This is a genomic window from Paenibacillus tengchongensis (genome assembly GCF_008973665.1).
GTDB classification, from domain to species: domain Bacteria; phylum Bacillota; class Bacilli; order Paenibacillales; family Paenibacillaceae; genus Paenibacillus_AQ; species Paenibacillus_AQ tengchongensis.
In genome coordinates, this window is the sequence record NZ_WACP01000006.1 from 117,247 (window position 1) to 137,111 (window position 19,865).

A 19,865-nucleotide genomic window follows, 5' to 3' on the forward strand; every position below is an offset into this window, starting at 1 on the left:
CATTCCCCCTTTTGGTTAAGACCGAAGTATGTCCTCTTAATTTATCATTATTCCAAGGTCCTTCACAAGAGAATCACTCGTCCCGGTCTATTTTTACAGGGTGAAGTCCACTTCCCGTCCGCGAAGGCATCCTATGCGTTTACAGCCCGGCCGCAAGCTGACGGACGGCGGCATCGCATTCCTTGATCTGCAGCAGGTCCGGACCCGCAATATTCTGATGTTGCTGCAGCACCTCTTCAATGATCTCCTCGATGCGCAGGAAAGGAATTTCCCGGCGCAGGAAGCGCGCTACAGCAACCTCATTTGCGGCATTGAAGGCCGTTGTTGTAGTACCGCCGGATTTGCCGCTCTCAATGGCCATCCGCAGCGCCGGGTAGCGCACCAGATCCATTTCCCGGAAAGTAAGCCGTCCGGCTTCTGCCAGGGACAGGCGCTTCGCCGGAGATGCCAGACGCTGCGGATAGGTCAGCGCATATTGAATCGGAACGCGCATATCCGGAGTGCCCAGTTGGGCGATAATACTGCTGTCCCGGAACTCCACAAACGAATGGATGATGCTTTCCGGATGCAGCACCACTTGGATTTGTTCATAAGGCAGACCGAACAGCCAGTGGGCTTCAATAACCTCCAGACCTTTGTTGACCATTGTCGCCGAGTCGATGGTAATCTTGGCACCCATGCTCCAATTGGGATGACGCAGCGCGTCTTCCACCGTTACATCGAGCAGCTCGGAGCGGGAATAATCGCGAAAAGATCCGCCGGATGCAGTTATGGTAATGCCGGCGATATCGCCGCGGTTCTCCCCGTTCAGACATTGGAAGATGGCTGAATGCTCGCTGTCGACAGGCAGCAGGCTGACGCCTTTACAGCGGACCGCTTCCATCACCAGATGACCGGCTGTAACAAGCGTCTCCTTGTTGGCAAGACCGATGTCGCGGCCGGCTTCTATCGCGGCCAGCGTAGATTCCAGGCCAACACTGCCCACGAGCGCGGTTACGATCATTTCCGCATCACCGCCCGCAGCAATTTCCACCAGTCCCTCTTCTCCGTAATACAGCTCCGTGCCGGAAGGCAGGCTTGGGCGGATGCTGTCAGCCAGCTCCTTGCTGCCCACCGAGACCCGCTTCGGCTTGAATTGCCGGACCTGCTCCAGCAGCAGATCCGTATTTCCGCCGGCCGCAAGGCCGTCTACACTGAAGGCCTCCGGATGCATGGCCACAACGTCGAGTGTTTGTGTGCCGATGGACCCGGTAGAGCCAAGAATGCTTATTTTTTTCACCAGAAATGACCTTCTTCCCGCCGTTTAATAGTAAGGCATCAGCATTACGATATGTACGAAAGGAAATACGATGATCCAGCTGTCGCAACGGTCCAGGATGCCTCCATGGCCGGGCAGCAGCGAGCCGGAATCCTTGATGCCGTACACCCGTTTATAAGCAGACTGCACCAGATCCCCGAGTTGACCGAGCACAGCGCAGGAAGCCCCGATCAGGAGAGCTCTTCCCATGGTCAGCACATCCGGTGCGGCCAGTGCATAAACAGCAGAAATCACAATTGCAATGAGCACTCCGCCCATCGCGCCTTCAATGGTTTTGTTGGGACTGATCGCCGGCCAGAGTTTATTCTTGCCAAAGCTACGCCCCACAAAATAAGCACCGGCATCGCTGCCCCAAATACAGCTGAGCAAGAGAAACGTCCAAAGCAGACCATGGCCGTCGTCTGCACCGCGGGCTACCCCCATATACGAAAAGCCTGTGCCGATATACAGGATGCCTGTGAAAATAAGCGCGACGATTTTGATGTCCCGCTTATTTTTGGTGAATACCGTAACCAGCAGAAATAACAGCATCAGCAGCCATATTCCCTGATCCCAGGACAACCAGGGTGATGTGTCCATCAAGCTCCAGGGAATCATAAAGCCCAGTACACTGAGATAGCAGAGAGCAGCCAGACCGCCTGCCGCTGGTATCCCGGACATTTTTATAAATTCATAGGTTCCGATAAGTGCCATTGCTGCAAGCAGCAGCTGATACGGCCAGCCGCCCCATACGCACATGCCCAAAAACAACGCTCCGGCCAAAATACCGGTAATCAATCGCTGCTTCAATATTCAAACCCCCATCAGGCTACTTCAATCCGCCGTACCGGCGCGAACGGCGCTGGTATTCCGCCACCGCCTGCAGTAAATGCGTCTTGTCGAACTCAGGCCAGTAGATGTCCGTAAACCACAGCTCGCTGTAAGCGACCTGCCAAAGCATAAAGTTGCTCAGTCTCATTTCTCCGCTTGTCCGGATCAGCAGATCAGGATCGGGCAAGCCGCCGGATAACAGCCTGCTGTCTATCAGCTCCGATGTAATCTCTTCCGGTGACAGCACTCCGGCCCGGATATCTTCACCCATGCTGCGCATGCAGTCTTCAATTTCTTTGCGCGCGCCATAGTTCAGTGCGAAGTTAAGCACCAGTCCCGTGTTGTCTTGCGTCCGGGCAACCGCTTCCTCCATCGCCTTACGGGTATGGGCGGGCAGAGCGTCGGCATCGCCCATCACGCGAACCTGGACATTCTTCTCAATCAGCTCATCCAGCTCAAGGGCCAGAAATTCCACAGGCAGCTTCATCAGGAAATCGACCTCATCCTTGGGACGCTTCCAGTTCTCCGTGGAAAAAGCATACATTGTCAGGAACTCCACGCCAAGATCGTTGGCGGCGATCGTGGCCCGTTTAACCGCCTTCATGCCGTTCTGATGTCCGACAATCCGTGGCAGGCCGCGGCTCTTGGCCCATCTTCCGTTGCCATCCATAATAATGGCCACGTGCCGGGGGATATTATCCGGTGAAATCTCGACCGGCTGCTGCCCGTCTTTACGGCCCAGCCATGCTTGAACCCGTTTGATCATTTCCGTTTCCTCCAAGCTCTTCGTAAGAAAGAGACAAACCCCACCATAAACGGAGGGGCCTCTTAGTCTCTTGAAATTCTTATACTTCCATTATCTCTTTTTCTTTGGCCAAGAGCACTTTATCGACTTCGGCTATGAACTTATCCGTTGATTTCTGAATGTCCTCCTGATGACCGCGGGATTCATCCTCGGAAATACCGTTCTTCTCCATCTTTTTGATGTCGTCGTTGGCATCGCGGCGGATGTTGCGGATCGCCACCTTCGCTTCTTCGCCGAACTTCTTGGTCAGCTTCACCAGCTCACTGCGGCGTTCTTCGGTCAGCGGAGGAATGCTCAGACGGATTACGCTGCCGTCATTAGCAGGCGTCAGTCCCAGATCGGATTTCATAATCGCCCGTTCAATGTCGGACATCGCCGATTTATCCCAAGGCTGGATCAGCAGAGTCCGGGAATCCGGTGTGCTGATATTGGCCAGCTGATTAACAGGGGTAGGCGCTCCGTAGTATTCAACCTGAATGCGGTCAAGCAGCGCTGAGGAAGCACGGCCTGCCCGTAATGTCGCCAGATCGCGCTTCAGCGCGCCGATCGCTTTTTCCATACGTTCTTCGGCATTTTTCTTCACCGCTTGCGGCATTAATCTACACTCCCTTTAACAATCGTCCCGATTCTCTCACCGAGTACGACACGTTTGATATTGCCTTGCTCCGTAATGGCAAACACAATGAGCGGTATATTGTTGTCCATGCATAGGGAAGAAGCCGTCGAATCCATGACACCAAGATTCTTATTGAGCACGTCCATATAAGTCAACTGCTCGTATTTCTCAGCGGTGCTGTCCTTGAACGGGTCAGCGGAGTATACGCCATCCACTTTGTTCTTGGCCATGAGGATAACCTCAGCTTCAATCTCAGCGGCTCTGAGCGCTGCTGTCGTATCCGTCGAGAAGAACGGATTGCCCGTTCCGGCGGCAAATATGACCACCCGCCCCTTCTCCAGATGACGGATTGCGCGGCGGCGAATATACGGCTCGGCGATCTGCTGCATCGAAATCGAAGTTTGCACCCGTGTAGGCACATCAATCTGCTCAAGGGCATCCTGCAGTGCGAGCGAATTCATGACGGTGGCCAGCATACCCATGTAATCGGCAGTTGCCCGGTCGATGCCGCTTGCACTGCCGGCGATGCCGCGCCAGATATTCCCGCCGCCGCACACAATAGCCACTTGAACGCCGAGTTCGACGACTTCCTTAACCTGCTCCGCAATCGAAATAATCGTTTCGGCATCAATGCCGTATCCGTTTTGTCCTGCCAGCGACTCCCCGCTGACCTTGAGGACGACTCTTTTAAATACCGGCTGTTCCATTGTATACCCTCACTTTCTTACAAAAGACGGAACACTGATGTGGACTGTGTTCCGCTCTTAAGATGCTTACCTTTATTCAATTCTGCCGATTTCCGTTCGCAGCGGGTATTACTGTTTAACCTGTGCCATAACTTCTTCTACAAAGTTGTCGACTTTCTTCTCCAGACCTTCGCCCAGTTCATAGCGGACAAAACGACGGATGGAGATGTTTTCGCCGATGGTGCTGATCTTTTCGTTCAGCAATTGGGAAATGGTCTTGTCCTGGTCTTTCACGAAGGACTGCTCCATCAGGCAATATTCTTCATAGAACTTGGCGATGCGGCCTTCAACCATTTTTTCAACGATCTTCTCAGGCTTGCCTTCGTTCAGCGCTTGCGCTTTAAGAATTTCCTTTTCCTTCTCTACTTCTTCAGCAGGCACTTCTTCACGGCGTACATAACGCGGGCTGGCTGCAGCGATTTGCATGGCGATGTCGCGTGCGAATTCCTTGAAGGAATCAGTCTTGCCTACAAAGTCTGTTTCGCAGTTGATTTCAACCAGTACGCCGATACGTCCGCCGGCATGGATATAAGATTCAACAACGCCTTCAGTTGCCACGCGGCCAGCTTTATTAGCTGCTGCGGAAAGGCCTTTCTCACGAAGCAGGTCAGCGGCTTTGGCGATGTCGCCGCCGGCTTCTTCCAGCGCTTTCTTGCAGTCCAGCATGCCGGCGCCAGTTCTTTCACGAAGTTCTTTTACGGATTTAGCGTCTACTGCCATTGTTATTTTCCCTCCAAAATGTAGTTGTATAATTAGCCCGCTACAGGCCTATAATCCCAAAAAAAGGGCAGTGAGAGGTTATCCACCTGCCAACCACCCTTTTCATTTAAGTTCTTGTTAAGGTCCGAAAGACTACTTAAGCTGTAGTCGTGTCTTCACCCTGGTGGGCTTCCACAACGGCGTCAGCCATTTTACCAGTGAGCAATTTCACGGCGCGGATCGCGTCGTCATTGCCCGGAATGACGTAGTCGATTTCGTCCGGATCGCAGTTGGTATCAACGATAGCTACAATTGGGATACCCAGCTTGCGGGCTTCGGCAACAGCGATACGCTCTTTGCGAGGATCGATGATGAACAGCGCGCTTGGCAGGCCCTTCATGTTCTTGATACCGCCCAGGAATTTCTCAAGACGATCTTTCTCTTTGCGGAGAAGGATAACTTCTTTCTTAGGCAGAACTTGGAAAGTACCGTCTTCTTCCCACAGTTCCAGCTTCTTCAAGCGGTCAACGCGCTTCTGAATGGTCTGGAAGTTGGTCAGGGTACCGCCGAGCCAGCGTTGGTTGATGAAGAACATACCGGAACGTTCGGCTTCTTCTTTCACAGAGTCTTGGGCTTGCTTCTTGGTTCCTACGAACAAGATTGTGCCGCCTTCGCCTGCTACGCTCTTAACAAAGTTGTAAGCTTCTTCAACTTTCTTAACCGTTTTTTGCAGGTCGATAATATAAATTCCGTTTCTTTCAGTGAAGATATAACGATCCATTTTCGGATTCCAACGACGGGTCTGATGACCGAAGTGTACCCCAGCTTCAAGCAGCTGTTTCATGGAGATTACTGCCATCTTCACACACCTCCTAAGTTTGGTTTTTTTGTGTGTCTCCTCCGCCGGATATCATTTTTCTACAAGACTTTCTTCGGAAGAAAGCACCCCTTGTCGAAATCAACCGGCGTGTGTTTTAACACCGTCAATTACTATACCACAATCAAATCCGGGATGCAATCCATAAAAAAAGTTTTGCCGGCTTGCGGGAAGCGCAAATCGGCAAAACCTTATTTCCGGACCGTAATCAGCTTGTCAATAATCGAGTCGTTGCTCTCTCCTCTAGTGAAGCTGTAGCTGCCGTATTGAATAATTCTATTAATCTTACGGGCGAGTGCCGCATCCAGAAAAGCGGCCTTATCGGTTATTACTCCCGCCGAGGCAAGAAGATCCGCTGTTTCAGACAGCGTTGCTCCGGTCGGAATGCGGACATTAACCGCCGCTGCTGCCGGTTCGGGCGTGGACGGCGATGCCGGAGCGCTGGCAGCGGCAGCAGTGCTTACCGGCTGCCGGGAAGGCGAAACGGCCGGTGCAGAAGGCTCAGCCGGCGGAGATGCAGATGCAGCCTTCTCCGGGGCAGAAGGCTCGGAAACGGGCGACGCCGGTGCGGCGGAGGCCTCTGCCTGGTCTCCCTCCTTGCCTTCCTGTTCCGGCTGATTCCCTTCGTCTGCACCCGGAGACGGGCTTGGTCCAGGCGTGGCCGGGTCCTCCACGACCAGATTCAGCTTCGCTGCTTCCCGCACCAGCTGCTCCTTGGTCATTGGAGCCGCTCCGCCTGCGATCATGAGCTGCAGGAGCAGGGCGCCGATAATTAGTCCGGCACCGAGGCCGAACAGAAAGGAACGGTTCTTCATCATACCGATTCCTCCTGCTTGGCAAGCTGCAGAATAAGCTGCACCTCACCGCGCTGCAGACCGGCCATCTTGGCGATGGCATCGATCGATTTCCCTTCCTCGTAAAGCTCGAAGAGCCTCGGATAGCGCAGCTTGATCGAGCTGACAGGCTTCGGTTTAGACTGTTCGTGCATGGCTTCAGCCGGTGCGGCCGCCTGCCGTGCAGCCTCGGCACGCGCCTGCGCCGTCCCCAGCTCCTGCACCTCGCGCTCGCTCGCAGCCAACCGGGACTCCAGCTGTCCGCTCAGATTCCGCAGCTCGGATACTTGCTCCTTAAGTGCGCCGATTTCCTCCAGCAAAGCGTTCTTGCCCTGCTGATTCTGCTGCTTAAGGCTGGCAACCAGCTCAATCATTTTCTCTTGTTCACGCTCAAGATCCGACATGTATAGCTCCAATGCCGCTTCCGTATCCTTCAAGCTCTGCTGTACGCCCGACTTTTCCTGCTGCCGCGCCGGGAGCATCAGCGCGTACACAATGGCGGCAGCCCCTACCAGCACAATATATCCCCATGGTTCCAAATGCGTTTATCTCCTTAACGATCAATTTTGTCCAGTTCAGAGGCTGAGATCGATCCGGTGTCCTTTATAGGGATGCTCGGCTTCATGGACAACCTCCTCCCTGCGGCCTTTATGGGCTGAGGACGACGGTTCCTGCCGTTCTCGGCCTTCCCGGCCCTGCAGCCTGGCATCGGCCGGCTCGTCCACTTCGGCGCTGCGCCGGGCTGCTTCCGCCGACTGTCTGACATTGTCGGCGGAGATTTGCTGCTGGGCCAGCACTGGACGCTGCTGCAGTTCATTCTGGACTTTTCCGGCATCGGTCGTCCGCGGCAACGCAATTTGCAGTTCCACCGGTTTCATACTCATAAGTTGAGCCCTCTTCCTTGTCCAAATGTATGTACAGCGTATAATCAATGAATGGCCGGCCGCTTCCCGCTGCCCGCCAAAGTTAAATATAAGGCGTAAGGGTAATATCGCCTTCAGTATAGGAGAAGATGACCCGCTCCGTCGGATCCTTGACGAAGCGGGTATATCGCCCGATGACAATTTTGGAGCCGCCGTAAATGGTTTTGACCACCTCAACCCGGGCCCGGCTGTTGTCCTCCAGCATGCGCTCGATTTCCAGCGTACGTTCCTTAATCCGCTTTTCTTCGCGCAGATGCGATTGTTTCGTAGCATTGAGCTTGACCCGCATTGCTGCTTTATCCGGCGACAGCTGGCCGCTTCCGGCAAGCTGGTTGAGCAGATACAGCGCCTTGTTGGTCTTATCCTCATTCTCCAGCAGCTGACGCAGCTCCTGGCGCAGCTCATTCATCTCATTGCGCAGCTCCGGTACAACGCCTACTTCAACCGCAGTCGCCGTAGACATCGTATTGCCGATGGTCCGCGCCACTACCCGCTCGCCGGCCTGGACCGTTCCGCCGACAATCAGCCCTTTGGTCCCGTTGCACAGCACATCACGGCCTGCCCGGACACTCGAATGCATGATGCTTTGCGAGACGATTACGTCTTCCCCCGCCACGACATTCCCGTCCTGAATAAAGGAGACCTTCACATTTTTGCCTGCGCTGACGAGCCCTTTATTATAACCGATAATCCCGCCGGTCACCTCGATGGAACCGCCTGCGATAAGCTCGGCCCCCTCTACACCGCCGACTACGCGGATATCCCCCGCCGACTTCACAGTAAAGCCTGTAAGGACATTGCCCCGGATGACTACCGTTCCGACAAAATCGATATTCCCCGTACTGTAGTCCACGTCGCCGTTGACCTCATACACCGGAAACACGTTAACCTTCCCTTTGTCGGTCAGGGTGACCAGTCCGTCAATAGCCGCGTACAGCCCCGTTTCGTCCGTATCGACGAGCACGTTCTTTCCCACCTTGAAGCGCGCTGCCTTACCCGGCTTAAACGGCAGCTTCTCACCGGTAACTGTCATGCCGTTTTTTCCCTGACGGGGAGGAATGGACTTGGCGATCAATTGGCCCTTCAGCACATTGTGCAGCCGGACAAGCTCTTTATAATCCACTTTGCCGTCCGCTTTCTCCAGCGGCTTGCGGTCCTCCTCCAAATCCACCGTGAATCTGATCTGGCCGTCTACCCCGTTCACTGCAGGCTCCCCGATGGCAATCGGGACTCTGCTGAAGAAATATTCCTCTGGATTGGTGCTGATCCGTCTCACTATATCATGCTGAATACCGTAACGAATGTCTTGACTGATCAGGAAGCTTTCCAAATCCTCAACCGTACAGGAAAAATTCTCATCCCGCTTTGAAAACTGCAGATAAGCAATCCCCTTATCCTCTGAAAAGGTAATCGTCACATATTGATTCAACGCATAATGGCCGATCAATGTTGCTCCCCCTTGTCACCGTCGCCCGGTTAATCGTTTTGCATGAGCAGATCGCGGTTTTTTTCAAGCGTCCCTCTGAGCCTCAAAATCGCTTTCGAATGAAGCTGCGAAATACGTGAAGGCGACAAGGACATCACCTCGGCGATTTCGCTTAAAGATAAATCCTCATAATATAAAAGGGACACGACGGTCCGTTCTTTCACTGTTAATTTTTCGATGCCTTTGGTGAGCGTCTCACGCAAATAAAATTCATTGACCTTACGGTCGGGATTCTTTGCTTTGTCGTCCACCAGAATGGACATTCTTGTCTCGGATTCTTCTTCCCGGATCGGGTCTTCCAGCGAGCAAAGCGACATGACTGCGACATCCTGCAGCATGTTCTGGAACTCCGTCTCCGATATATTCAGGTGCCGGCTCATTTCTTCATCTGTGACCGAGCGCAAATATTTTTGTTCAAGCTGCTGATAAGCGTCTTCAATTTTCTTCGCTTTCTCACGCACGGACCGCGGCACCCAGTCGCTCTGGCGAAGTGAATCCAGGATCGCCCCGCGCACACGCCAGGAAGCATAGGTCTGAAACTGCAGCCCGCGCTTATAATCAAATTTCTCAATGGCGTCAATCAGTCCCATAACCCCATTGCTGGCCAAATCTTCTTTGGAGACATTCTTGGGCAATCCGACAGCGAGACGGCTGGATACGTAATCAACAATATGAAGGTAACTCTCAATCAGCTTCTTTTTGGCTTCGGGATCGCCGTGCTCTTTCCACTGCTCCCAAAGCATGTCCGTATCCGATGGAGAGGATTTATGATCGTTCAAGCGGCTTTCACCCTTCCCAAAGTGTAGTCGGCGGGCACAAGCGGCGCCTCCTTGCTGCCGCTTTCCCGCTTATTCTTCTTTCAGGTGACGAACGGCCTTGGCCAATTCTTCAGGATCTTTCATGGAAACCAGCTTTGGCGGCTGGAGCGGCTGAAAGCCCTCCGCATTCCCGCCTCCCTCCGCCGGTTTAGGCTTCAGCAGGTCAATCAGTTCCTGATCTTCACCCGGTGTACTGATATCCAGCTGATTGCCGAGCCCCTCTTGACTATCAGCATCCGGAGCGGCAGGCTCCACGCTATCGGATGGCTTCATGATAAATCCCAATACCCATCTTAGAAGGCATGCAAGCACAAACCAGATAACAAATGCGTAAAACCCTCTGATCAGGCTTGTTCCTAACAGATTATGTCCGAAATTGGATAGGAAGGTAATCAAAAAACCAATCATTCCGACAAGGGCGCTGAGTACAATGGTTTTTTTCATCATTAGATTTCCCTGATGCCCTTTTGCACACTGCGGATGAACAGTACTCCGGTACCGCAGGCGATTTCGATCGTGCGGCCGAAATTGCCGCCCGTATCTTCGGCGATCAGCGGGATATGCAGTGCCTCCAGCGCAAGCTTGCAGGATTCCACATTCCGAGGCCCGATCCTCATGGTGTCATTCCCCCCGGCAAATGCGAACATTTGCGAGCCGCCGGCCATCTTGGCCACGAGCCGGCTGCGGACCGCACCCAGCGCTAACAGGCGGTTCAGCAGCTCCGGCACAGCGGTATCAGCATATTTGGCGATATTGAGCTGTCCTTCCCGGGCAATATCCGATGAAGGCAGCATGACATGCGCCATGCCCGCCAGCTTCTTGACCGGGTCAAACAAGGTTAATCCTACACAGGAGCCAAGTCCGGTGGTGCGGATCAGGCTTTCCTGGCTGCCCACATTAAGATCGGCCATGCCTACTTTAATAATGCTCTGTTCTTCAATCATTATCAAACGGAACTCCTAATGATCTGAAAATTTTCGGGAATGATTCGGGATCGGGAATCAGGAAGAACTGTCCCTCGATTTCATCATGGCCTTCCATAAACGTTGTGTCAATCAGCAATGCATCATCGCCCATCTGACCAAACTGCAGCAGGCCGTAAGCCAGAATGGCCCCTGCCATATCCATGGCCAGCGCCGGGACCGTCGGGAACATCGACAGCTTGGTGAAGTCCGCCAGCGAGGACAGATACGATCCGGCCAGGATATTGCCGATTTCATTCAGCGCAGACATCTCCATCTCTCCCAGCTCACCGGCGCTGGACACTTCAATGCCCGCAATCCGGTTGAGCAGGCTTACCGCAGCCTCGGGAGTGAGAATGAAGAACAGATTGCCCGGGGCTTCCCCTTCCACACGGAGGAATACGGCGTATACCAGCTCCTCCGCTCCGCCCACCTTCTCGGTGATTTCTTCAAAGCTGAGCAGCTGAACTTTCGGTACGGCCATGTCGATCGGCTTGCCGACAAGCTGGGACAATGCGGTGGCCGCATGGCCCGCGCCGATATTGCCGACCTCCTTAAGCACATCCATTTTAAAGTCCTTGAAGTTCTTAAACAGCTCCATCCGTTAGCCCTCAAGACTTTCCAGCTGCACAATTTCACTCTTATTAAGCACTTCGGACAAGTTGAGCATGATCAGCAGGCGGTCTTCACCGATTTTGGCCACACCGTCCAGATATTTGGCTTTGATGCCGCCCACGATCTCTGGAGGGGTATCAATGGAGGCGCGGTTCAGGTCTATGACATCGTTGGCCGAATCGACAATGAAGCCGACTTCCATTTCGTTCACATTGACGATAATGATACGGGTCTGATCCGTATACTCAGCTTCCGCGATGCCGAATCGGCCCCGCAGATCGATCACCGGAATAACAACCCCGCGCAGGTTGATGACCCCTTTAATGAAGGAGTACGTCTTGGGAACCCGGGTAATCGGCATCATCCGCTCGATCGTCTGCACCTTGTCCACTTCAATTCCGTACTCTTCGGTGCCAAGCTTAAACACTATCACTTTAATATCTTCAGCCATCGAACGAAACCTCCCTGTTGAACTTAAAATTATTATTTAATAAAAGCGTTGGGATCGATAATCAGTGCAACCTGTCCGTCACCCAGGATGGTTGCTCCGGAAATGCCCTGTACTTCCGGTAAATATTTGCCCAGGTTCTTGATCACAATTTCATTCTGGCCGATAAAATCCTGCACAGCCAGCGCCACCAGGCGTTCGCCTTTACGCACGACAACAATCTCCGTCTCATCTTCCGTGGTTTCGTCGAAGTCGGCGACTGCGAAGAATTTGCTGAGCGACAAGAGTGGAATATGGCTGCCCCGGAACTCAATCATCCGGCTGCCGTGCACCTGGCGGATCTGCGTCTTCTTAATAATGCCGGTCTCCACAATGGACGAAAGCGGAATTGCATATTTCTCGGACCCGAGACGGATCAGCATTGCAGCGATGATCGACAGGGTCAGCGGCAGCTGAACCGAGAAGTTGGTGCCCTTGCCCATCGTAGAGTAGACCACGACATTGCCGCCGAGCGAAGCGATCTTAGATTTGACGACATCCAGTCCGACGCCGCGACCCGACACGTCCGAGATTACCTCTGCCGTACTGAATCCCGGTGCAAAGAGCAACTGGATCGCTTCGTCGTCAGAATAGCGGGCCGCTTCCTCTTGCGAGAGAATGCCCTTCTTCACTGCAGATTGCCGGATCTTCTGCGGGTTGATCCCCGCCCCGTCGTCCTCTATTTCGATGAAGACATGGTTACCGCTGTGGAAAGCCCGCAGATTGACTGTACCTGTCTCCGGCTTGCCGGCGGCCATACGGTCCTTGCCATTCTCCACTCCATGATCCACGGCATTACGAAGCAAGTGCACAAGCGGGTCGCCGATTTCATCGATGACCGTGCGGTCAAGCTCCGTCTCTGCACCGGTAATCACGAGGTCAATCTTCTTGTCGAGCGATTTGGCCAAGTCGCGCACCATCCGGGGGAAGCGGTTGAACACCGTATCCACCTGCACCATGCGCAGCTTCATGACAATGTTCTGTAAATCACCGCTGACGCGTCCCATATGCTCTACAGTCTCGGTCAGATCGCTGTTCTGAACTTCCGAGGCAAGCTGCTCCAGCCGTACCCGGTCAATCAGCAGTTCGCTGAACAGATTCATCAGTACGTCCAGCCGCTCGATATCCACGCGGATGGTGCGCGAAGGAGCGCCGCCGGAAGCTCTGGCCGGTGCCGGTTTGCCGGCTTCTGCCTTGGCTTGCGGTACCGGAGCCGCAGGCTGAGCCTGGATCTCCCCCGGCACTTCCTTGGGCGGAGCTTCCGCCGCTGCTGCTGCCGGAGCCTGGCTCATCTGGCGCAGGGTCTCGGAATCGAGGGCAACCGCTGTAGCTTTCTCGATCTCCGACACATTCATAATCATCGATTCCAGTTCGCTTGCTTCCTTGGCGGTTATGTAATAGAGGGAGAAGCCATAATCGAATTTCTCCTGTTCTATGTCCTGAACCGAAGGGAAGGACTTGACCACTTCACCCGAGCGCTCAAGGAGATCGAACACCATGTAGGCGCGGACAGCCTTGAGCTGACAGTCCTTGCGGATCGCTACATCAATGTAGAGTACATGATGGCCTTCCTGAATGGACTGCTCCAGTACGGAATACTGAAACTCATCCAGGGCTCCCGGCGCGCTGCTTGCCGCAGGCGCTGCGGCTGCGGTAACTTCGGCCGCTGCCCCTGCGGCTGCCGGAACCTCGCCGCGGACGATGGCCTGCAGCGAAGCTACGATATGCGTCACATCGGCTTTGCCCTCTCCGCCCGCAGTGATATCCTGAACCATGGCCTCCAGCGCGTCCAGACTCTTGAACAGTGTGTCAAAAATGAAATCCTGCATCCGCAGCTTGTTGTTGCGGACCAGATCGAGCACATTTTCCATCTGATGGGTCAGTGAAGCCAAATCTTCAAACCCCATAGTAGCTGCCATACCCTTCAAGGTATGGGCTGAGCGGAAAATAACCTGCACAATACCCAGGTCCTCCGGATTTGCTTCCAGCCCCATCATATTCTCGTTCAACGATTGCAGATGATCATTCGACTCATCAATAAACATAGATAAATATTGATTCATGTCCATTAACGAGCACCTCCCCTTCGAGTTCGCTTTTCCATTATTTAACGGCTTGCACCAGCCTTGGAGCAATTTCTTGCAACGGCAGGATATGTTTGACGCACTGCAATTCCACCGCGGAACGCGGCATTCCGTAGACAACACAAGTCTCTTCGCTCTCGGCAAAAGTTGAGGTTACCCCGGAGTCATAAAGTGATTTCATCATCCGCGCTCCGTCACTGCCCATCCCCGTCATAATGACGGCATGCCGCTCCAGTTCGGTCAGAGGCAACAGCGATTCGAACATAGTGTCGACGGAAGGACGATGGCCGTTGCGGGCCTCTTCCTGGGACAGCTGAATCAAATACTGGCCGCCGCCTGCCGGCGCCACCTTCAGGTGATAGCCTCCGGGCGCGATGTATGCGGCGCCCGGACGGAGCAGTGTACCGTGCTCGGCTTCCGACACCTCGAGCGCGCTGAAGGTGTTCAGCCGCTGGGCCAGCGACTTGGTGAAATTGGGCGGCATATGCTGCACAATAACAATCGGCGCCGGAAAGTCTTCGGGAATGTTCTCCAGAAAAGCTTTCAGTGCCCGGGGACCGCCTGTCGAGGTACCGACGGCCACCAGCTTGCGCAGCCCTTTACCGGCTGCCTGGCGGCGTTCGCCTCCGGCGGCCGGCGGCTCGCTGTGCGCCGCCTGCACCGCTGCCGGCGGCTGCAGCGCTTGCCCGCGCGGCTGCTCCGCGCCGCTGCGGCCGGGCTGCTTCCCGGCAGCCTGCTGCCTGCGGGCGGCGGGAGCCGGCTGCGGCGCGGACGGCGACGGTGCCGCAGCCTTGCCTTCCGGCTGTGCCGGCCCGGCCGGCTTGCGCGTGCCGCCCGTCTCCGGAGCCCGCAGCACCGGGGGCTTCAGCTTCGCTTCAGGCAGCCGGCCCGGAAGCTGCGGTTCCTTCCGCAACGGCTCCGGCTTAGGCGGCGGAGCCGCCGGCATGGCTGCCGCCAGAGGCGGCGTCTCCTGCTGCTTCAGCGCCTGCTCCCGCTCTTCGCGCTGGCGGCGGGCCAGCATCGCTTCGTTCATCTGCTCGCGCAGCGCTTCCCCGACCGCACTGATATCCTGTGAATTGGAGATGGATGGCTTGCGGATGAAATCGAAGGCCCCCCACTCCAAAGCCATAATGGTTTCTTTCATGCCCTGCTCGTTGATTCCAGACAGCATGATGACGGGGAGCGGATGCTCCGCCATAATGACCTTCAGCGCCTCCAGGCCGTTCATCTCCGGCATCTCTACATCCATCGTAACGAGATCCGGAGAGAGCTCATCCACTTTCATGACCGCTTCGCGGCCGTTGGCCGCCGTCGCCGTAACCCGGAAGGCCGGGTCTGTTTCGATTAAATCGGAAATGATCTTGCGCATAAATGCGGAATCATCGACTACCAAAACCTTATATGGCTCCATATCATTTCCACCTCTGTCCTCTTATTCAGAACATTCTACTGATTACGCTTCAACCACTTGCTGATGAATCCTCTGATGCCCTGGGGCTTCTCCGCTTCCGCCGGCTTGGCGGACAGATAGCTGAGGGCAAGACGCTGTATATCTTTGGCTGCTGCACTGTTCGGAAAAGCCACTGAGAATGGAATCTGTTTCTTGACCGCCTGAACCACATGGGCATCACTGCTGATGAAACCGAGAAAAGGGATGTCCAGCTGCAGGAAGCGGCTGGCCGCCATCCGGATTTTATCACTGGTGAGCCGCGCTTCCCGCTCATCCCCCGCCTGATTGACGATCAGCTTAAAGACGGTCTCCGGATGAGTATTATGAACCACCTTCATCAGAGCATAAGCATCGGTAATGGCTGTAGGCTCAGGCGTAGTCACCACCAGGCAATCATCCGCGGAGGAAATAAATTTCATAGTTTCTTTGGAAAGTCCCGCTCCCGTATCGAACAGAATATAATCCATCTTGTCGGCAATCTGCGTCACCTGGGATGTAAAATATTCGAGATCGCCTTCGGAAAGGCTGAACAGCTCATCCATTCCCGAGCCGCCGGCAATAAAAGGCAGCTCCTGCGGACCTGCAGAAATAATCTGTCCGATTTCCGCCTCCCGCTTCAGCAAGTGATAGAGGTTAAACTTCGGGGTGATCCCCATTAATACATCGATGTTCGCCATACCGATATCGGCATCGAACAGCAGCACATTTTTGCCCATATTTTTAAGCGCCAAAGCGAAATTCAGCGTAAAATTAGACTTTCCCACGCCTCCCTTGCCGCTGCAGACTGTGATAATCCGGGCTGTGGGTCCGTCTCCCGGCGCACGCCGCGGCGCCTGGCCGGAGACGAGCTGCCGGAGCGATTGCGCCTGATCCATCAAAAGCCTCCTGTTCGGAGAAGCATACCGGCGACCTGTTCTTTGGTGACAAGCAGCAAATCATCGGGCACATTCTGGCCGTTGGTCATGTAGGAAAGCTTCAGCGGAAAATCGTTGAGCACATTGAAGAGCGGCCCGCAGCTTCCCGTTTCATCCAGCTTGGTGAAGATTACCTTATCCAGCTGGTAACGGCCAAAGTGTTCGGCAATCGTCTTCATATCGCGGCTCTTCGAGGTCATGCTCAGCACCAGGAAGGTTTCACTCTTCAGCTCTCTGGCCAGCAGGCTCTGCAGCTCAGCCACCAGCATTTCGTTGCGGTAATTCCGGCCGGCCGTATCCATCAGCACCAGATCGCAGCTTTCCAGCCGGAACATCGCCCGCTGCAGATCGCCCGGCGACTGCACCACTTCCAGCGGTATGTTGAGGATAGCTGCATAGGTCCGCAGCTGTTCCACCGCGGAAATTCGGTAGGTGTCGGATGTGATGAGCCCGACCTTGCGGCCCTGCTTGAACAATTGCTCGGCGGCCAGCTTGGCGATGGTCGTAGTCTTGCCCACTCCCGTCGGGCCGGCAATATAGACGATCCGCGTATCCTGCTCTATACCGCCGGCGATCCGGCCTTGCAGGAAATTATCAATCTGGTCCTGGAGTCTCCCGGCAAACTGTTCGGGATTCCAGGTCCGCCCGTCCGCGATCCAGGCTTCGTAGATGTTGTTGATCCATTCATCCACCAGAACCATGTCGGTATCGTGGTCGAGCAGCATCGCCTTCAGTTCATCCAGCCGGGCTGGCAGCTCGATGCCGCTTGAAGAATAACGGGCAATCCGTTCCATCCACTGCTTCATATCACGGATTTCGCGGATCAGGTCCTGATCGGCAGCCGCTGTCCGCTCCTGGCTCAGTTCCGGGCTCCGCAGCTCCTCGCGGATCATAGCGGGGCTCTTCTCCGCCTGTTTCTGCTCAGCCGGCGGCACCTTCTCCTGAACCCCGCTGACCGGAGCAATGGTTTCTTCCCTTTGCCGTTCAGTGAGTACAGCAACCGCAGAGGAAGCTTCGGCGGCTTCCGAAGCTTCGGCCAAAGCCGCTGCAATCTCGGCAAAGGTCCGCTTCGGCGCCTCCGGTTCCTTCGGCGGCGCCGCAGGCTGGGCCGACACCGCAGCTGCCTTCTGATAAGCCTGCGGTGCCGCACTGCGCGGCACAATCGGTGGCGCCGGCGGGGTCTTAGACTGGGCTGAAGGCTTCTTGGCATCCTCTACAGCCGCTACCACCTCGATCTTCTTCTTGGTGAACAGGCCCATGAAGCCGCCTACCTTCACCTCTTTGGTGCTTAAAATAACGGCGTCGCTTCCAAGCTCGCTGCGGATGGACTGCATCGCGTCTGGCATCGTATCAACCACATAACGCTTTACTCTCATAAGTTCACCACCCCAACGCTTTGAATTTCAATATTTGGCTCCAGCTCACTGTAAGACAATACAGGAATATCCTGCATGGTCCGTTCAATGACCTGACGCAGATACATCCGGATGGTCGGAGAAGTCAGCACAATCGGCTGTTGCCCCGACTGCAGCAGACGGTTAATCTGCTCGGTCAGCCGCTGGTATACCGTTTGGGTCGATACCGGATCGAGCGCCAGATAACTTCCTTGCTCCGTCTGCTGCACACTTTCGGAAATTTTCTTTTCCAGGTTTGGTCCGACGGTAATGACCCGCAGCGTCTCGCCGGATTGCGAGAATTGCTGTGTAATTTGTCTGGACAGCGCCTGGCGGACGTATTCGGTCAGGATATCAGGATCTTTGGTGTATGTGCCGTAATCAGCCAGCGTCTCAAAGATCGTTACCAGGTCGCGTATCGAGATTTTCTCCCGCAGCAGCTTCGCCAGCACCTTTTGAACGTCCCCGACCGCCAGCACCGACGGAATAAGCTCGTCCACCAGCACAGGGTAATTCTCTTTAAGGTTGTCGACCAGCTGCTTCGTTTCCTGGCGTCCCAGCAGTTCATGCCCGTGACGTTTAATCAGCTCCGTCAGATGTGTAGCTACCACCGAAGGCGGATCCACTACGGTATAACCGGACAGTTCGGCGCGTTCCTTAACCGTTTCATCGATCCAGAGCGCCGGAAGGCCGAAGGATGGTTCCACGGTCTCAATACCATGTATGGATTCATCATCGTACCCGGGACTCATCGCCAAATAGTGATTAAGTAATAATTCACCCCCGCCGACAATATTCCCTTTTATTTTTATGACATATTCATTCGGTTTTAGTTGAATATTGTCGCGAATGCGAATGACAGGGACGACCAGTCCCATTTCCAGGGCGCATTGCCGTCTGATCATGATGATCCGGTCCAGCAAATCGCCGCCCTGCGCCGTATCCGCGAGCGGAATCAGCCCGTAGCCGAATTCGAACTCGATCGGATCCACCGTCAGCAGATTAATGACACTTTCCGGACTGCGCACCTCTTCGATCTGCTGCTCTTCGACAAGCTGCTCCTCGGCAAGCTGCTGCCTGTTGGCATTCTGGCCCATCCTGTAGGCGGCAAAAGCCATCAGCGCGGCCAGCGGAAGCGTGGACAGCACAGTAATCGGGGTAAAGAAGCCGAGAAACGCAATGGTTACGGCCACAATATAAAGCAGCTTCGGATAAGACAGCAGCTGTCCGGTCAAGTCTTCGGCGAGATTGCCTTCGGAGGCGGCCCGGGTAACGATCAGACCAGATGCCGTAGAGATCAGCAGGGCGGGAATCTGGCTCACCAGACCGTCCCCGATGGTGAGCACAGAGTATTTGCCGAGCGCATCCTGAAAGGAATCCCCGTGGATCGCCACGCCGATAATGAATCCGCCGATCAGATTGATCAGGAGGATAATGATACTCGCAATCGCGTCCCCTTTAACAAATTTACTGGCACCGTCCATGGCGCCGAAGAAGTCGGCTTCACGTTCGACGTTGCGGCGGCGTTCCCGGGCCTGCTGTTCATTGATCATGCCGGCGTTAAGGTCGGCGTCGATACTCATTTGCTTGCCGGGCATCGCGTCCAGCGTAAAGCGGGCGCCGACTTCGGCTACCCGCTCCGAGCCTTTCGTGATTACGATAAATTGCACCACGACGAGAATCAGAAAGACAATGAACCCGATGGCGATCTGACCTCCGGCAATCCAGCTCCCGAAGGTCGCTACAACCTCACCGGCATGCCCTTCGCCAAGAATGAGCTTGGTGGTGGAAATATTCAGCGCCAGGCGGAACAGCGTTGTCAGCAGCAGCAGGGACGGAAAGATGGAGAACTGCAGCGGATCACGCGTATTCATCGCTACCAGAATAATGATCAACGCAATCGAAATATTGACAATCAGCAGTACATCCAGAAGCCATTCCGGGATGGGCAGGATCATCATCAGGACAATGCCGATGACTCCCACAAGAACTGTTAGATCTTTAGTTTTTATTGTCCTCAACCTCCCC

21 protein-coding genes are annotated in these 19,865 nt (G+C 54.8%); all 21 read right to left on the bottom strand.

From position 1 onward, the window contains the following. Window positions 1-139: 139 nt before the first annotated feature. The 21 genes from F1381_RS11980 to flhA all read right to left on the bottom strand — a co-directional run bounded on the left by F1381_RS11980 (window position 140) and on the right by flhA (window position 19,849). Window positions 140-1,279 carry a 1-deoxy-D-xylulose-5-phosphate reductoisomerase gene (locus F1381_RS11980; protein ID WP_151735095.1) on the bottom strand — a complete coding sequence of 380 codons (1,140 nt, stop codon included), beginning with the start codon at window positions 1,277-1,279 and terminating at the stop codon, window positions 140-142. Window positions 1,280-1,303: 24 nt separating this feature from the next. Continuing rightward, a complete protein-coding gene (locus tag F1381_RS11985; RefSeq protein ID WP_151735096.1) occupies window positions 1,304-2,107 on the bottom strand; it encodes a phosphatidate cytidylyltransferase in 804 nt (267 codons plus the stop codon). A gap of 19 nt (window positions 2,108-2,126) precedes the next feature. Further along, window positions 2,127-2,894: an undecaprenyl pyrophosphate synthase gene (uppS, locus tag F1381_RS11990; protein WP_151735097.1), complete on the bottom strand. Its 768-nt coding sequence runs from the start codon at window positions 2,892-2,894 to the stop codon at window positions 2,127-2,129. Between the two features lie 79 nt (window positions 2,895-2,973). Beyond that, window positions 2,974-3,528, bottom strand: a complete 555-nt coding sequence (gene frr, locus F1381_RS11995; protein ID WP_151735098.1) for a ribosome recycling factor — start codon at window positions 3,526-3,528, stop codon at window positions 2,974-2,976. Beyond that, entirely contained in the window at window positions 3,528-4,256 is a 729-nt protein-coding gene (gene pyrH, locus F1381_RS12000; protein ID WP_151735099.1) for a UMP kinase, read from the bottom strand. The genes frr and pyrH overlap by 1 nt, the downstream gene beginning before the upstream one ends. A 108-nt stretch (window positions 4,257-4,364) precedes the next feature. Next, window positions 4,365-5,015 carry a translation elongation factor Ts gene (tsf, locus tag F1381_RS12005; protein WP_151735100.1) on the bottom strand — a complete coding sequence of 217 codons (651 nt, stop codon included), beginning with the start codon at window positions 5,013-5,015 and terminating at the stop codon, window positions 4,365-4,367. A 136-nt stretch (window positions 5,016-5,151) separates the two neighbouring features. After that, complete coding sequence (gene rpsB / locus F1381_RS12010; protein WP_150267721.1) at window positions 5,152-5,853, bottom strand: 30S ribosomal protein S2; 702 nt, start codon at window positions 5,851-5,853, stop codon at window positions 5,152-5,154. 209 nt (window positions 5,854-6,062) lie between these two features. Continuing rightward, a complete protein-coding gene (locus F1381_RS12020) occupies window positions 6,063-6,689 on the bottom strand; it encodes a hypothetical protein (protein ID WP_151735102.1) in 627 nt (208 codons plus the stop codon). Then, window positions 6,686-7,243: a DUF6115 domain-containing protein gene (locus F1381_RS12025; RefSeq protein WP_151735103.1), complete on the bottom strand. Its 558-nt coding sequence runs from the start codon at window positions 7,241-7,243 to the stop codon at window positions 6,686-6,688. The genes F1381_RS12020 and F1381_RS12025 overlap by 4 nt, the downstream gene beginning before the upstream one ends. Before the next feature lie 36 nt (window positions 7,244-7,279). Next, complete coding sequence (locus F1381_RS12030; RefSeq protein ID WP_151735104.1) at window positions 7,280-7,588, bottom strand: hypothetical protein; 309 nt, start codon at window positions 7,586-7,588, stop codon at window positions 7,280-7,282. A gap of 82 nt (window positions 7,589-7,670) precedes the next feature. Beyond that, complete coding sequence (locus F1381_RS12035) at window positions 7,671-9,074, bottom strand: flagellar assembly protein A (RefSeq protein ID WP_151735105.1); 1,404 nt, start codon at window positions 9,072-9,074, stop codon at window positions 7,671-7,673. Between the two features lie 29 nt (window positions 9,075-9,103). Further along, window positions 9,104-9,856: a FliA/WhiG family RNA polymerase sigma factor gene (locus F1381_RS12040; RefSeq protein WP_425495268.1), complete on the bottom strand. Its 753-nt coding sequence runs from the start codon at window positions 9,854-9,856 to the stop codon at window positions 9,104-9,106. A gap of 105 nt (window positions 9,857-9,961) precedes the next feature. Beyond that, complete coding sequence (locus F1381_RS12045) at window positions 9,962-10,375, bottom strand: hypothetical protein (protein WP_246188001.1); 414 nt, start codon at window positions 10,373-10,375, stop codon at window positions 9,962-9,964. A 2-nt stretch (window positions 10,376-10,377) separates the two neighbouring features. Further along, complete coding sequence (locus F1381_RS12050) at window positions 10,378-10,875, bottom strand: chemotaxis protein CheD (RefSeq protein ID WP_151735108.1); 498 nt, start codon at window positions 10,873-10,875, stop codon at window positions 10,378-10,380. Beyond that, window positions 10,868-11,494: a chemotaxis protein CheC gene (locus F1381_RS12055; protein WP_151735109.1), complete on the bottom strand. Its 627-nt coding sequence runs from the start codon at window positions 11,492-11,494 to the stop codon at window positions 10,868-10,870. Before F1381_RS12055 ends, F1381_RS12050 begins: the two co-directional genes overlap by 8 nt. 3 nt (window positions 11,495-11,497) lie before the next feature. Further along, complete coding sequence (locus F1381_RS12060; RefSeq protein ID WP_151735110.1) at window positions 11,498-11,959, bottom strand: chemotaxis protein CheW; 462 nt, start codon at window positions 11,957-11,959, stop codon at window positions 11,498-11,500. Between the two features lie 32 nt (window positions 11,960-11,991). After that, window positions 11,992-14,064: a chemotaxis protein CheA gene (locus tag F1381_RS12065; protein ID WP_151735111.1), complete on the bottom strand. Its 2,073-nt coding sequence runs from the start codon at window positions 14,062-14,064 to the stop codon at window positions 11,992-11,994. Window positions 14,065-14,098: 34 nt separating this feature from the next. After that, window positions 14,099-15,490: a protein-glutamate methylesterase/protein-glutamine glutaminase gene (locus F1381_RS12070; protein ID WP_151735112.1), complete on the bottom strand. Its 1,392-nt coding sequence runs from the start codon at window positions 15,488-15,490 to the stop codon at window positions 14,099-14,101. Between the two features lie 35 nt (window positions 15,491-15,525). Beyond that, window positions 15,526-16,407, bottom strand: coding sequence for a MinD/ParA family protein (locus F1381_RS12075; protein ID WP_151735113.1), 882 nt, complete (start codon window positions 16,405-16,407; stop codon window positions 15,526-15,528). Continuing rightward, the gene (flhF, locus tag F1381_RS12080; protein ID WP_151735114.1) at window positions 16,404-17,819 is read right to left on the bottom strand and encodes a flagellar biosynthesis GTPase FlhF; all 1,416 of its coding nucleotides are present in this window, start codon (window positions 17,817-17,819) and stop codon (window positions 16,404-16,406) included. The genes F1381_RS12075 and flhF overlap by 4 nt, the downstream gene beginning before the upstream one ends. Then, on the bottom strand, window positions 17,816-19,849 hold the full coding sequence (gene flhA, locus F1381_RS12085) for a flagellar biosynthesis protein FlhA (RefSeq protein WP_151735284.1): 2,034 nt from the start codon (window positions 19,847-19,849) through the stop codon (window positions 17,816-17,818). The genes flhF and flhA overlap by 4 nt, the downstream gene beginning before the upstream one ends. Window positions 19,850-19,865 lie beyond the last annotated feature (16 nt).